A 14,306-nucleotide genomic window follows, 5' to 3' on the forward strand; every position below is an offset into this window, starting at 1 on the left:
TGATCCTTGAAGGAAATTAGTGGGCGGCCGTGGCGACGGCGGGCTTGGCCGGCTGTACCGGGCCGAGTGCAGGCGGCGTTTCGCCGAGCAGGTACTGGGTGAAATAGTCGCGCAGCTTCTTCCAGAAGAAGGGCCGGTAGACGTTGTGCGTGGCATTGGGCATCACGATGAGATCGACGTCCCTCCCGGCATCCATCAGCGCCTTGGCGAGCCGGTAGCTCTCGGTGATGGGCACGTTGTCGTCGATGTCGCCGTGGACGAGCAGCAGGTGGCCCTTGAGCTGGCCCGCTACCGCCATGTTCGAATTGCGCTCCCAGGTCGCCTCGTCGGCATAGCCCATCGAGACTTCCGGCCACCAGGTCTTGTCGAGGCGCAAGTCGTGGTTGCCCGAGGAGGCGACGCCCACCTTGAAGAAGTCCGGGCGGCGCAGCACGAAGCGTGCGGTGTCATACCCCCCGGCCGAACCGCCGAACACGCCCACGCGTTTCACGTCCATATAGGGGTATTTCGCGGCCATCTGGCGGATCAGCGCGATGTGATCGTCCAGCCCCACCTCACCGAGGTTCTGGAAGGCAGGCAGGCGGAACTTCTGTCCGCGCCGCGAGGTGCCGGTGCCGTCGATCATCACGACGATCGCGCCGATCTGCGCCACGCTGTTGCCGGCCACGCGCCGCGCATCGCTCCAGGTGGCAGGCACATCCGTGGTGGTGGGGCCGGTGTAGACGTTGTCGATCACCGGGTAGCTGCGGCCGGGATCGAAATGCGCCGGGCGGTAGATCATGCCGTAGATCGGCGTCGTGCCGTCCGCGGCAACACCCTTGAACGGTTCGGGCGGGGTGTAGCCGGTGCCGCGCAGCCGGCTGTCGTCCGCCCGCGCCAGTTCCTTGACGATCCGCCCGGTCGCGCCTTCGCGCAGCACCGCGCGCGTGGGCGTTGTCGGGCTCGACATCTGATCGACGATCCATTTGCCATCGGGCGAGACCTGGGCATTGTGATCGAGCGGCTCGGGCGTGAGTTGGGTGAGTTCGCCGCCCGCGATCGGAACCCGGTACAGCGCGCGCCAATAGGGATTGCGCGCCCCTTCGCCCGACGCTTCTCCCGCCCCTTCTCCCGATGCTTCGCGGCCAACGCCGGTGACGACCAGCGACGCCTTGTCCTCCGCCACATTATCGACGGTGAGCACTTCCCAGGCCCCGGTGGTCAGCGCCTTCCCGCCATCCGGACCGAGGTCTGGCGTGACGAGGTAAAGCTGCGCCCAGCCGGTCCGCTCGGAGATCGAGAGTTCGCCGCCCAGTTCGGGCGCGGGGAAGATCATGCTCGAAGTCACGGTGACGACCGGCTTCACCGCCTCGTGCACGACGATCCGGGCCACGCCGGTCTGCGGATCGGCGAGGTAGACGGCCTGCTGCCCGTAGCCGCGTTCGGTCCAGAGCGCGCGGACTTTGCCGTCCAGCCAGCCCATGTCCGGCGGCGCGGGGTAGAGAAGCGATTCCGCCGGCATCTGGATCGGCACGATCTGCGCCTTGCCCTTGCGCAGGGCCTGCCTGACATCCACCACGAAGCGCGTCGCCTGCGGCAGCTTCTCGGCCCCCGCCAGCGGATAGACGTAGCTGAAGCTGCGCGGGTAGAAACTGCCGGGCGGATTCTGCTGGGTGATCGAAAGCTTCTTCACCGCACGCGTGTCGAGCCGCCAGCTCAGCAGGTAGCGGCCATCCGGAGACCACTGCGCCGATACCGGCATGGCCGGTTCCTCGGTCCCTTCGCGCAGGATATCGGACAATTCCGGGATCGAGCGGCCATAGGGCTGCTCCCGCGTACCGTCCGTGGTGAGGGCCACTTCGCGGCCGCTGGCGATATCCACGGCGTAGAGATTGAAATCCCGGGCGACGATCTTCGTCTTGCCGTCCGGCGAAGCAAGATCCATCTCGCGATGATCCGCCGCTTCGACCTGCAGGGCCTTGCCCGCCGCATCCAGGCTCCAGAGCGCGCCGTCGAAGGCGCGGAACCGCACTTCGCCCTGCGCGGGATCGTAGTCGACATCGGCGATCCGGGCATCGTCGATCGAGACCGGAGCGCCCTTGGCAGCGGCCAGCGCCGCCAGCAGCGCGGCGGTCGAGGTGATCTCCCGGCTCTGCTGGCTGGCAAGGTCCAGCAAGTGGTAACGCTGCTCCAGCCGGTTGCCGGTGCGGTAGAACAACCCGCCCTCCACGAAGCGAGGCGCGACATCGGCATTGTCGATGAGGTCGCCCAGCGCGCTGCCCAGGTATTTCTCGGCATCGGCATAACGCGCGTCGATGCTGGGGACGGCTGCGGCCGCGCCGCGCGTATCGCGCGCTTCGGCCGTGACCGTGAGCATCGGCACCGCCCAGGCCAGGGCAACGAGGCTGATCGATTTCGCGAAAGGTAAGGTCGAAGCACGCACGGCTGAAATCGCTCGGTTGTTTCGGAAGACCATCGTGTCATGACCTCCGGCCAATCGATAATCAAGGAAAATATACGATATATAATCAGTTTTGTCTTAATGCGCTGTTTGATAGCGCTACCCCAGAACTTGCGCAGGAACCTATTGACTGAAAGCCAGGAACGCCTCCACTGTATACGATATTCGATAGGAGTATCAGCGTGCAATCAACTAGGCGTGGAACTGGCCGGCGCCCTGCCCTTCCCCTCGGCCGCGGTGCCGCCTCGGCCCGAACCCAGGCCTGCGCATGGGCGGCGATCCTGGGAATCGGCCTTTCGCCGGCGGCGGTCGGCGCTCAGGAAACCGCCCCGGTCAGCCGCGAGCTTGCGGTTCCCGGCAATCCCATTCTCGCCGACGGCGACTACTATTCCACCGACCCGGCGCCGCTCGTCGCCGATGGCCAGCTCTGGATCCTCACGGGTCGCGACGAGGCGGCCAGCGACGTCAACGACTTCATCATGCCCGAATGGCAACTTCTGAAGACCGCGGATCCCGCCTCCGGCAAGTGGACGCATTACCCTGCCATCATCAAGCCGGAGAATGTCTTCGCCTGGGCCGAGAAGGCCCGCGCCTACGCCGGCCAGATCGTCGAGGGGCCTCGCGCCGCAGACGGCAGGAAGCGCTATTACCTCTATGCCCCCGTGCTGGAGAGAGACAGCGACGCCGAGGACAAGTTCGCGATCGGCGTGGCCGTGGCCGACAGTCCGCTGGGGCCGTGGCGCGATGCCCATCCAGCCGGTCCGATCATTTCGCAGAAGGTGCCCTATCCCAACAAGATCCAGAACATCGACCCCACCGTGATCGTCGACGACGACCAGCGGGTCTATATCTACTGGGGCACGTTCGGCCAGCTTCGCGGGATGGAACTGGCGCGCGACATGATCACGCCCAAGGGACCCGAGCAGACCGTCACCGGCCTGACCGGCTTCTTCGAAGCTCCGTGGATCATGAAACGCAAGGGCACTTATTACATGCTCTACGCCGGCAACAACGCCGGCCCGAAATCCGACTGCACGCAGGCCGTCTACTATGCCTGCATCGCCTATGGCAGCGCGCCCTCTCCAATGGGACCGTGGACTTATCGGGGCGTCGTGTTGCATCCCGTATCCTCCACCACCTCCCATCCGGGCGCGGTGGAGTTCAAGGGGCAGTGGTACCTTGCCTATCACACGGCGGATGCGAAAGGCGGCGGACACTTCCGCCGCAGCGTCGCGCTGGACAGGATGGAATGGGACGACAGCGTTGTCCCCGCGCGCATTCGCACCGTCGTGCCGACCGTGCGCCCGCAGCCCCCCTTGCCGCCCAGCCGCAACATTGCGCGCGCGGCCTGGGCCACCGCCTCGAACGATCCCGTGCCGGTGCAGTTCTGGATCAAGGCCCTGAACAACGGCGCCGTCAAGGAAGCACCGCTCCCGCCCGACATGTGGGGCAGCTGGTCACCGAACAACCCGCCGCGTCAGTGGATCGAATATCGCTGGGACAAGCCGGTGACGATCGACGGGTCGCGCCTGTGGTTCTGGAACGACCAGCCGGCCGGATCCGGCGTGGGTGTGGCGCCGCCTGCGAACTGGCATCTCGAATACTGGAATTCTACCGGCAAGCGCGGCTGGAAGACCGTTCCCAAGACCAGCGCCTACGGTACGACCCCCGGCGCGTTCCAGGATGTTTCGTTCCCTGCGATCACGACCCGCTGCCTCCGCGCGGTGATGGACGCTTCCACGGACGGAAAGACCCATGCGGCACTGGCCGTCCAGGAATGGGAAGTCCTGGCTCCGAAGCCTCAGCCCATTGCCGTCCGCTCGGACAATTCGCCACTGGATAGCTGCTCCTGATCTTACCGAACGGGTCAGCAAACCTTCCAAAAGCTCAGGAGAGGCGCGGGTTACAAACCCGCGCCTCTTTTGCCATCCGCTTTTCGGATCTGTCGCCGAACCCCATCTAGTCGGACAAAAATGTTTCCAAACCGTCACAATCGCCTTGACTCGTTACGAATATCGTAGGACGTATACGATATAAGTAAGGGCATCGGATCGAAGGTGCCGCGGATCAAAACAGGGGGTTTTTCGATGAAATCATTGAGAGTCTTGAAGCTTTCGACGGCGCTGACTTCGATCGTCGCGGTCGGGATGGCTGCTCCTGCATGGGCACAGGGCACGCTGGGCACCGCTTCCGAATTGTCGGACCAGAGCCAGGCCGCCCCCGTAGACATCCTCGTTACCGGCGTGCGCGGCAGTGTCGAAGCCGCCGCCACCAAGAAGAGGAATTCCAAGCAGATCGTCGATTCCGTCGTCTCGGAAGACGTCGGCAAGCTGCCCGACAACAATGTCCCGGAAGCCCTCGCGCGTGTCACCGGCGTGCAGATCGAACGCGCCCGCGGACAAGGCCAGAGCGTGACCATCCGCGGCCTCGACCAGGTGCAGACGACGATCAACGGCAATAACACCAACCTCGGTGCTGGCCGCTCGATCGACCTTTCCGATGTTCCGGCGGAACTGCTGAAGCAGGTGGACGTCTATAAGACCCGGTCGGCCGATCAGGTGGAAGGCAGCATCGCGGGCACCGTGAACGTCGAACTGCGCCGCCCCTTCGATCTCAAGAAGGGCCTCACGGTCGCGGGCAGCATTCGCGGCTCCTACGACGATCAGTCCGAGAAAGTCAGTCCTTACGGCAGTCTCTTGATTGCCGACCGCATCGAGACCGGTATCGGTGAGATCGGCTTCCTGCTCAACGGCTCTTGGACCAAGACCAACTACCGCGAGAACTTCATCGAGAGCGAGTCGCCCACGCAGACTGTGGTTGGCGGCAATACCATCGTCATCCCCTATCGCGCGCAGTACGGCATCGAGCAGGGCAACGTGAAGCGCCCTTCGATCAATGCCGTTCTGCAGTGGAAGGCCAGCGACAAGCTCGATTTCGTGCTGGAAGGCGGCTACGTTGGATCACGCGAAAAGCGCTCGGTGGAGCGTCTCTACGTCCAGGACATGCCTTCCGCCAGCAACTACAGCGACATCGTGCTGATGCCCGACGGCAGAACCGTGAAATCGCTGACGCTCAGCAACGCCAATGGCGTCAATGCCGGCATCGATTCCCTGTACAACTCGATCCACTCGGATCTCTACACCACGAACTTCGAAGCGCACTGGCATTCGGACAAAGTCCAGATCAATACCGGCGTGCAATACAACTGGTCGAAGACGGGTAACTACTTCGTCGAAAGCATTCTCAAGCCTCAGGGCCTGACCTCCGCCTCCGTCGATTTCGCCTCGGACATCTACAGCAAGGGCGCGCCTTCGATCACGCTCAACGGCGCCGACCTGAACGACGTCTCGTCCTACGGCGTCGACCGCTTCCAGGACAATCTCGGCGGCTCCAAGAACAAGGAGTTCGCGGCCCAGGCAGACCTGACGATCCAGCTCAGCGAAACCTCGCTGCTGCGCAGCCTGCAGGTCGGTGGCCGCTTCAACCAGCGTCGTACGAGCAATTACTACGGCTACCGCGACGGCCTGCCCCGCGTGAACGGCGCGCCCGCTCCGCTCAGCCTGTTCCCCGGCTACGATATGGCATCCCAGGTCGGCCCCGACATCGGCGGATCGACGATGCAGTGGTACCGCATCCCCGGCTCCCTGGTGCTGAGCCAGATCGACGACGTTCGTGCCTTCATCCAGCAGTACGATCCCGCCAATGCCACGCGCTTCTCCACCATCGATCCGCCGAGCGACCGTGGGTCCACGTTCAGCTCCAACGAAAAGAACTTCGCGGCCTATGCGCAGATCAATTACGGCTTCGACATGGGCAACATCCCCGTCGAAGGGCTGATCGGCGCTCGCTTCACCAACACCTGGGGCACGTCGAGCAGCTTCAGCTACCGGCCGGGCGATGCCTCCAACGGCAATCAGGATATCGTCGAGGCCGCAGAGGGCCAGGGCAACTACGCCGACATCCTGCCCAGCGTCTCGGCCGTCATCCATTTCACGCCGAAAGCACAGCTGCGCCTGTCCTACTCCACGAACGTCCAACGCCCGACCTTTGCCGACGCGCGTCCGTTCTATTCGCTTAACCTCACCAGCAATCCGCCGATCGTCTATGCCGGCAATCCAAGCCTCAAGGCGCAACGCGACCAGGCCTTCGACGTCAGCGCCGAGTACTACTTCGGTCGCGGCGGCCAAATCTCGCTGGCAGGCTACTACAAGAAGGCCACCGGCTTCCTGCTCTATAGCCGCGAACAGGCATCGGCGGCCGAAATGGCGGCTTACGGCGTCAACCTTGCAGATTATGGCGCCGCGTTCGGCTATGTCGAGCAGCAGCGGAACGCAGGCGACGGTACTTTCGTGGGCCTTGAAGGCACGGTCCAGTCGTTCTTCGACTTCCTGCCGGGCATTCTCAGCAACTTCGGCGTCAGCCTGAACGCCTCGCACATTCTCAAGGCCCGGGTCGAATACGACGATGAGGAGAGCTTCCCGGGCGAGTTCGACTCCCCCAACACCTCGAAGTGGACGGCCAACGCGACCCTGTTCTACGACACGCCCAGCTTCAGCGCACGCGTGGCCTACAACTACCGTTCGTCTTATCGCATCGGCTTCTGGCTCGACGGCCAGGGCTCGGACCGCGCCCGGTATTCGCCCTATAACGGCGCAACCGACCGGCTCGATGCGGCGATCAACTATACGCCCATATCGTTCATGACGCTGTCGCTGGAAGCCTCGAACATCCTGGGCAGCGATGTCTACCGCTATCACGGCAGCGAGGACCTGCTTCCCCTCGGCGTCCGCACGCTGGCGCGTACCGTCCAGGGCAGCGTCCGCTTCCGCTTCTGATCCAGAGCCCATCGACGGGACGCCATGATTGCCACCCGGCAGTCATGGCGTCCTGGCGTTTCAGACGCTTGCGGTGAAGATCGGGCGCCCCGGCACCGGCATCTCGGTGCGATAGATGGTGCCGGTGCTTGATTCCGTGAAATAGAGCCAGCGATTGTCCGGCCCGCCATAGGCCGCATTGGTGGTATAGCGCCCTTCCGGCACGTCGATCCGCAGCATCGGCTCTCCCCGGTTGCTGAACAGCCAGACGGCGCCGAAGCCGACATGGCAGACCGCCAGGTTGTCGTCCTCGTCGATGGCGAGCCCGTCGGGGCCGGAACCTCCCGACATCTGGATATAGGTCCCGACTTTGCTCACCACCGCGCCGTCTTCCATCAAGGGGCAGCGCCAGACCGCGTTCGCGCGCGTAACGGCCAGGAAGAGCGCGGTCTCGGCCTTGTTGAGCACGAGGCCATTGGGGCTGGGAATGCCATCGAGCAGCAGTTCCAGCCGCCCGCTGCCGGCGCGTACGCGAAACAGGCGGCCATTGGGGTTCTGCCAGCCCGACTGGCCCTGATCGGTGAAATAGATATCGCCGTTACGCGCGATGGTCAGGTCATTGCAGCCCAGGAACGGCTCCAGCAGATAGCGATCGAACCAGACCTCGGACTGACCGCTGGCCAGGTCGCAGATCACCATGCCCTTGTGATGATCCGCCACCAGCAGCCGTCCGTCCGCCAGGAACTTCATCCCGTTGGGCTGGCCATCGTATTCGAAACCCACCTCGCAGTGGCCCTCGGGATCGATGCGGAACAATCGGCCCCAGGGAATGTCGGTCACCCAGAGGTTGCCCTTTGCGTCGAAGACCGGCCCTTCGAGGAAGACCGGCGCGGCGGCGCCATGAAGCTGCACGCGCGCCCATTCGGTGGTTTCGCCGAACCGGCGCAGCGTGTCGGGAACGCGGCAGAAAACTTGCGCCATGACGGCGGGCGGCGCTGCGAACATGCTTCTTATCCTCTCCTGAAATCGCCCAGACGGTTTGCACTTATTGGATACATTAAACAGACCGCCCTCCGCTTGACGGCCAATTTTTAGGATCTACCCTTCCAAACAGCAACAACACGTATACATATCGCTGGAGAGGTGAAGGTCCCATGAGTTCTCGCGAGCTCGTCTGCATTATCGACCCGATTCATGCCATCGGCGTAGAGCGGATGTCGCAGGCACACGATATCATCGCACCGGCGAACTGGCGGGACGACGCCCGGCTCGCCGAAACCAGCGTCATCGTGATCCGCACCAGCCCGCTCGGCCCGGAGATTTTCGGGGCCATGCCGCGGCTGAAAGCGATCGTGAAGCACGGGGCCGGGGTGGACAATATCGACATGGCCGCCGCGTCCGCCCGCGGCGTCATCGTCGCCAATACCCCCGGCGGCAACAATTCCACTGCCGTGGCCGAAGGCGCCGTGGCCATGATGCTGGCCCTGCTGCGCCGCACGCGCGACATGGACGGCCTGGTGCGCGAGGGTCGCTGGAACGAACGATGGACGGTGCGGCTGGGCGACCTGACCGGCGCGCGCGTGGGCCTCATCGGGTTCGGCCGCATTGCCCGCTGCGTGGCAAGGATCTGCGCAGCCGGCTTCGGCGCCGAAGTCGCGGCCTATGACCCTATGGTGCCGGATACGGAGATCCGCGGGGCCGGGGCGGAACCGCTGCCGCTGGAGGAGATCCTGCGCCGCGACGTGATCTCCATCCACACGCCTTTGACCGAAGCCACGCGCGGCCTGATCGACACCGTGGAACTGGGCATGATGGCGCGCCACGCGATCCTCGTGAACTGTTCTCGCGGCGGCATCGTCAACGAGGCGGCACTGGCCGATGCCTTGAAGGCGGGACAGATCGCCGGCGCCGGTATCGACGTCTTCGAGGCGGAGCCGCCCGCGCCCGACAATCCGCTGTTCGCTCTGCCGAACTGCCTGCTCTCTCCGCATGTCGCCGGCGTGACCGAGGCGGGCATGCGCGACATGGCCCTAAACGTCGCGCAAGTCGTCGAAGACGTGAGCCGCGGGGAGCGGCCGAAGACCCTGCTCAATCCGGAGGCCCTTGCATGACCGCGCCGCTGAAGTCCATCATCTATCGTCAGATCCCCAGACCCGATCCCCCCCTGGTCGCCCGCGCCGCCCGGTTCGGCGTGGCCGACCTGCACGAGGGCCTGGGTGAAATCGCCGGGCGCATGGGGCTGATGAGCCCTGCCATGACGCCGATCGCCCCCGGACAGAAACTCTGCGGCCCCGCCGTCACCGCATGGAATTTCCCCGGCGACAATCTCGCCATCCACGCCGCCCTCTGGGTGGCCGAGGCGGGCGACGTGTTGGTTCTCACCAATGGCGGGGGGCACCAGGGTGCCCTCTGGGGCGATGTCGCCTGCACATATGCGCAGCGCAAGGGCCTGGCCGGGACCGTGGTGCATGGCGCCATGCGCGACGTCGATGCCATCCGCGCGCTGGGCTATCCGGTCTGGTCCACCGCCGTCTCGGTCGAGCACCCGAAGAAACGCGGGCCTGCGGCCGTCAACGTGCCGGTGGTGGCCGACGGGGTGCGGGTGGAACCCGGAGACCTCGTGGTCGGCGATTCCGACGGCGTGCTGGTGATCCCGCGCGCCTTGATAGAACAGACTGTAGACAGGGCGGAGGCACGCGCCGCCGCCGAAGTCGAATTCCGCCGCCGCATCGGCGAAGGCGAAGTGCTTTTCGGGATCCTCGGCATGGACAGGATCGTCGCCGAACTCGGCATCGAGATTCACGACTGCACCTGGGGAGGGGACCGCTAGCGGTCCGGCAGGGTCTTGCAGGGAGTGCCGAGGCCGGCGATCGTCGGCTTCGGTGCTTCCTGCAAACCGGCCCCCGGGAAACCGGCATAATTGAGCTGCGAGGAGAGAGCCAATGACCGCAAAGGCGCCAGACCGGCGAATGCATCTGGTCAGCTTCCAGATCCATTCCCCGATCAACCACACCGTGCTCAGCTGGGCGGCCCCCGGCGACAACCGGCTTGATGCCATGGCCGACCTGAAGGCCTGGCAGGACCTTGTCCGCACGCTGGAGCGCGGCCGGTTCGACGGGCTGTTCTTCGCCGACACGCCCGGCGTGTTCGACCGTTACCGCGACAGCCACGAGGACGCCGTGAAGTACGGCATCTGCTGGCCCAACCACGATCCCGTGGTCCTGCTCTCCGCCCTCGCCGCCGCCACCGAGCATCTGGGCCTGGCGACCACGATGTCCACGAGTTCCTACCGCCCCTGGACGATCGTGCGGCAGCTTTCCACGCTCGACTATCTCTCGGGCGGGCGCGTCGGCTGGAACATCGTGACCGGGCACTTGCGCGGCGAGCATCGCGCGCTCGGTCTGGAACAGCTGGAGCACGACCGTCGCTACGACGCGGCCGACGAATATATGGAGATCTGCTACCGCCTCTGGGATTCGATCGGCGAAGGTGCCGTGCTCGCCGACCGGAACGCGGGCGTTTATGCCGATCCTGCCAAAGTCGCATTCGTCGACTTCAAGGGCGAGTTCCACAAGTGCCAGACAGTCGGGCCGGTCCTGCCCTCCCCTCAGAAACGGCCGGTGCTGTTCCAGGCCGGCACCTCCGGGCGCGGGATGCGCTTCGGCATCGAGCATGGCGACGTGGTCTTCGCGATCCAGCCCAACCTGCCCGGCATGCAGCGCACCATGCGCCAGCTTGACGAAGCCGCCGCCGGGCTCGGCCGCAAGGCGCCGGGCGTGCTGTTCGGCGTGCAACCGATCCTCGGCGGCACCGAGGAAGAAGCGCAGCGACACCTGGACGATCTCATCGAACGGCTGCCGCTGGACGGTTGCCTCTCTCGCCTCTCCGGGACGATGGGCGTGGATTTTTCCGGCATCGAACTCGATCAGCCGATGCAGGAACAGGCGACGCAGGCCTCGCAGGGCTTGATGAAGGCTTTCACCTCGGTTCTGGGCGACCGCCCTTTCACCTTGCGCGAAGTCGCCATCAAGTGGGGCCTTGCGGTGGGCATGCCGCAGATCGTCGGAACGCCCGAACAGGTCGCTGCCAGGCTGGAGGAGATCTGGCGCGAAACCGGGTGCCACGGTTTCAACCTCACGCCCACAGTCATGGCCTCCTCGGTCACGAACTTCGTCGACGAGGTCGTGCCGATCCTCCAGAAACGCGGGGTGTTCCGCAGCGACTACGAAGGCCGGACTTTCGCCGCCAACCTGGGGCTGCGCTGAAACGCGGGTCGGCATGCATCATGCGCGGGCTTGCATGGTGCATCGACCGGGGCCAATGAGCCTCGATGCGCATTGCACTCTTCGAACCGGAAATCGCTGGAAACGTCGGCGCTATCCTGCGCCTGAGCGCCTGCCTCGGCGCGGCCGTGGACCTTGTCGAGCCGATGGGCTTCGCCTGGGACGACCGCCGCGTGCGGCGCACCGCCATGGACTACATCGACCACGTCACCATCACGCGCCACGTCGATTTCGAGGCTTTCCGCAGCACGATCGGCGCGAGCAGGCTGGTCCTCTTCACGACCAAAAGCGAACAATCGCCCTACACGTTCACGTTCAGGCCCGACGACATCCTGCTGTTCGGCAAGGAGAGCGCGGGCGTTCCCGTCGATGTCTCGGATATCTGCGACGCCCGGCTGCGCATCCCGATGCGGCCGCAGGTCCGCTCCATGAACCTGGCGACCTCGGCAGCGCTCGCACTGGGCGAGGCGCTGCGGCAGACCGACGCCCTGCCGGACTGACCGGCGCACATCGAAATGCCTGCCCGATCATCGAACCGGGCAGGCATTCGGGGCGATACGCCGTCAGGCCACGGAGGAGAGACGGAACTCCTGCCTGCGTGCGCCGGTATCGAAGCGGGCGGCCTGGTCGTTGAGCGATCCGGCCTCGGTGGTGAGATTGCGGGCGGCGGCGGAAGTTTCCTCCACCATCGCCGCGTTCTGCTGCGTCGAATGGTCCATCGTCGAGACCGCCACGCTGATCTGGGTGATCGCGGTGGACTGCGCCTGGTTGTCCTGCGCCATCTGGCCGAGCAGGGCATGGACTTCGCCCACGCCTTCCGAGATCGTCTCGAAGGCGCCATCGACGCGCTGGACGGCATCGACCGCGGTGCCGATGTCGGTCTGGGTAGCGGTCAGCTGCTCGCGGGCGCGCTTGGCTTCCTCTTCCGAGCGCATGGCCAGCGCCGAGACGAGATCGGCCACGACCGCGAAGCCGCGCCCGGCATCGCCGGCCCGGCCTGCCTCGACAGCGGCATTCATGGCCAGCACGCGGGTCTGGAAGGCGATCTTGTCGACGCCCTCGATAACCGAGTCGATGCCCTTGGCGCTCTGGCTGACGCGGTCCATCGCCGCCACCGCCTCACCGGCCACGGCACGTCCGCCCGAGACCGTGGAGAGCGCCTCGTCGGCACGGCGCACCGTCCGGGTCGAGGCCGAAGCCGAGGCCTTGAGGCGCTGGTCGATCTGCACCAGCGCGGCGGACGTTTCCTCCAGGCTGGCGGCATTGGCCTCGGTGCGGCGGGCGAGATCCTCGGAAGCCTGCGCGATTTCCGCCGAGCCGGTCTGGATGCCGCTGGCGCTGCCCGCGACCGCACCGATCATGCGGCGCAGTTCGGCCAGGGCGGCGTTGAAGTTGTCCTTAAGCGCGGCATAGCCGGCCGGGAAGGCTTCGGTGATGTCGCGCGTGAGGTCGCCCTGACGCAGGGCGTCGAGCCCGTCGCCCACGGCGCTGGTGACGATCTTCTGCTCCTCGGCCGAGCGGCGGTCGGCTTCCGCGCGGTCAGCCGCGGCCTTGCGGAACACGTCGGCGGCGCGGGCCATGGTGCCGATCTCGTCCTCGCGGCCCAGTTCGGGGATCGCGCAATGCTCGCCCTTGGCCAGGCGGTCCACCGCGCCCGAAAGCTTGGCCATCGGACGGCCGATGATGCCGCCAGCGGCATAGAACAGCGTGGCCAGCACCGCCGCGACGATCACCAGGCCGCCGATCACCAATTGCCAGGCCATGCTGCGTGCAGGCGCGGCAATCGTCGCCTCGGGAACGTCCAGGACCAGCGCCCAGGTGGTGTTCAGGCCTTCGAACGCGATCGGCCGGACAACGCGGCGAGTCGCCACGCCGTCCACCTCGATATCCGTCAGCACCCGCGTCTCGCCCTTGGCGATGGCCGCCTTCACCTCGTCGAGACCGGGATCGGCGTAGAGCTTGCCAAGGCGGGCGGCATCCGGGTTGGCCACCCAGATCGCGCCCGCGGAAAGCAGCATGACGCGGCCGGTACCGAAAGGCTTGAGCCTGGACAGACGTTCGGAAATGTTGCCCAGTTCCATGTCGAGACCCGCCACGCCGATCACCCGGTCTCCCGAGCGCACCGGCTGGGTGATCGACGTCATCAGCACCGTCCGGCCGCCCGCGTCGAAAGTATAGGGGTCGAGGATCGCGCCCTCTCCGCTCTCGAACGACTGGCGGAAGAAGGGTTTGCCGTAACCTTCCATTTCGTTGTTCGGGATCTGGGCAAGCGTGCCGTCGGTCTTGACCCAATAGGGGCGGAAGTTGCCGTCCCTGCTCGATCCGGGCTGGCCGCCTTTGCCCGCGTCCGGTCCATCCCACTGGCCGGGCGCGATCATGGTCCAGGCGCCAAGCGCGACTTTCGATTTGAGAAGGTCCGTCCTCAGCACGTTCGTGGCGGTGCCGCGATCGCGCGCATTGCCGGCGTGCAGATTGCCCATGGTGGCCGCCAGGGTACGGGCGGTCGCCTCGAACGTGGCGATATCCGTCTTCACCTGGTTACCCTCGGCATCGGCCTGGGCGATGGCCGACTGGTCCGACAGCGTGCCGACGGCGGACTGCGTCTCGAAGACCACGGCGGTAAAGCCGATGACGAGCAGCACGGCGATGGCCAGTCCGGCGACCGTCATCAGCTTGCCCGCGATATGCATGCGGTTGAACACGTCTCTCATTTTCCAGCTCCAGGAATGTCTTGGCAGGCCGCGGCGGCTGCGAGGCACGGAAAGTGCG

At 65.5% G+C, this 14,306-nt stretch carries 9 protein-coding genes; 6 read left to right on the forward strand and 3 right to left on the reverse strand.

The genetic code is table 11. The features are described 5' to 3' along the window. Positions 1–16: 16 nt before the first annotated feature. The gene (locus EDF58_RS13235; RefSeq protein ID WP_165921401.1) at positions 17–2,422 is read right to left on the reverse strand and encodes a DPP IV N-terminal domain-containing protein; all 2,406 of its coding nucleotides are present in this window, start codon (positions 2,420–2,422) and stop codon (positions 17–19) included. A gap of 200 nt (positions 2,423–2,622) precedes the next feature. Between EDF58_RS13235 and EDF58_RS13240 the strand changes: the two genes are divergently transcribed. Both EDF58_RS13240 and EDF58_RS13245 read left to right on the forward strand, forming a co-directional pair. Further along, entirely contained in the window at positions 2,623–4,293 is a 1,671-nt protein-coding gene (locus EDF58_RS13240; RefSeq protein ID WP_243654234.1) for a family 43 glycosylhydrolase, read from the forward strand. A 234-nt stretch (positions 4,294–4,527) separates the two neighbouring features. Then, entirely contained in the window at positions 4,528–7,275 is a 2,748-nt protein-coding gene (locus EDF58_RS13245) for a TonB-dependent receptor (protein ID WP_132266096.1), read from the forward strand. Between the two features lie 60 nt (positions 7,276–7,335). Here the strand turns inward: EDF58_RS13245 and EDF58_RS13250 are convergent, their stop codons facing one another. Then, positions 7,336–8,259: an SMP-30/gluconolactonase/LRE family protein gene (locus EDF58_RS13250; protein ID WP_132266098.1), complete on the reverse strand. Its 924-nt coding sequence runs from the start codon at positions 8,257–8,259 to the stop codon at positions 7,336–7,338. Between the two features lie 149 nt (positions 8,260–8,408). On the opposite strand from EDF58_RS13250, the gene EDF58_RS13255 reads away from it, so the two are divergent. From EDF58_RS13255 to EDF58_RS13270, 4 genes are all read left to right on the forward strand, one after another. After that, positions 8,409–9,365, forward strand: coding sequence for a hydroxyacid dehydrogenase (locus tag EDF58_RS13255; RefSeq protein ID WP_132266100.1), 957 nt, complete (start codon positions 8,409–8,411; stop codon positions 9,363–9,365). Beyond that, positions 9,362–10,084, forward strand: coding sequence for a 4-carboxy-4-hydroxy-2-oxoadipate aldolase/oxaloacetate decarboxylase (locus EDF58_RS13260; protein WP_132266101.1), 723 nt, complete (start codon positions 9,362–9,364; stop codon positions 10,082–10,084). The genes EDF58_RS13255 and EDF58_RS13260 overlap by 4 nt, the downstream gene beginning before the upstream one ends. Positions 10,085–10,196: 112 nt before the next feature. After that, positions 10,197–11,519 carry an NtaA/DmoA family FMN-dependent monooxygenase gene (locus tag EDF58_RS13265; RefSeq protein WP_243654235.1) on the forward strand — a complete coding sequence of 441 codons (1,323 nt, stop codon included), beginning with the start codon at positions 10,197–10,199 and terminating at the stop codon, positions 11,517–11,519. A gap of 65 nt (positions 11,520–11,584) precedes the next feature. Next, positions 11,585–12,037: a tRNA (cytidine(34)-2'-O)-methyltransferase gene (locus tag EDF58_RS13270; protein WP_132266103.1), complete on the forward strand. Its 453-nt coding sequence runs from the start codon at positions 11,585–11,587 to the stop codon at positions 12,035–12,037. A 63-nt stretch (positions 12,038–12,100) separates the two neighbouring features. Here the strand turns inward: EDF58_RS13270 and EDF58_RS13275 are convergent, their stop codons facing one another. Then, entirely contained in the window at positions 12,101–14,248 is a 2,148-nt protein-coding gene (locus EDF58_RS13275; protein WP_132266105.1) for a methyl-accepting chemotaxis protein, read from the reverse strand. Between the last annotated feature and the right edge of the window lie 58 nt (positions 14,249–14,306).

This window comes from Novosphingobium sp. PhB57 (assembly GCF_004342985.1).
Classification (GTDB): Bacteria; Pseudomonadota; Alphaproteobacteria; order Sphingomonadales; family Sphingomonadaceae; genus Novosphingobium.

Coding starts and splice junctions, on each gene's coding strand:
- EDF58_RS13255 (WP_132266100.1), top strand. CDS start 8,409: ATGAGTTCTCGCGAGCTCGTCTGCATTATCGACCCGATTCATGCCATC.
- EDF58_RS13260 (WP_132266101.1), top strand. CDS start 9,362: ATGACCGCGCCGCTGAAGTCCATCATCTATCGTCAGATCCCCAGACCC.
- EDF58_RS13270 (WP_132266103.1), top strand. CDS start 11,585: ATGCGCATTGCACTCTTCGAACCGGAAATCGCTGGAAACGTCGGCGCT.
- EDF58_RS13250 (WP_132266098.1), bottom strand. CDS start 8,259: ATGTTCGCAGCGCCGCCCGCCGTCATGGCGCAAGTTTTCTGCCGCGTT.
- EDF58_RS13265 (WP_243654235.1), top strand. CDS start 10,197: ATGACCGCAAAGGCGCCAGACCGGCGAATGCATCTGGTCAGCTTCCAG.
- EDF58_RS13245 (WP_132266096.1), top strand. CDS start 4,528: ATGAAATCATTGAGAGTCTTGAAGCTTTCGACGGCGCTGACTTCGATC.
- EDF58_RS13275 (WP_132266105.1), bottom strand. CDS start 14,248: ATGAGAGACGTGTTCAACCGCATGCATATCGCGGGCAAGCTGATGACG.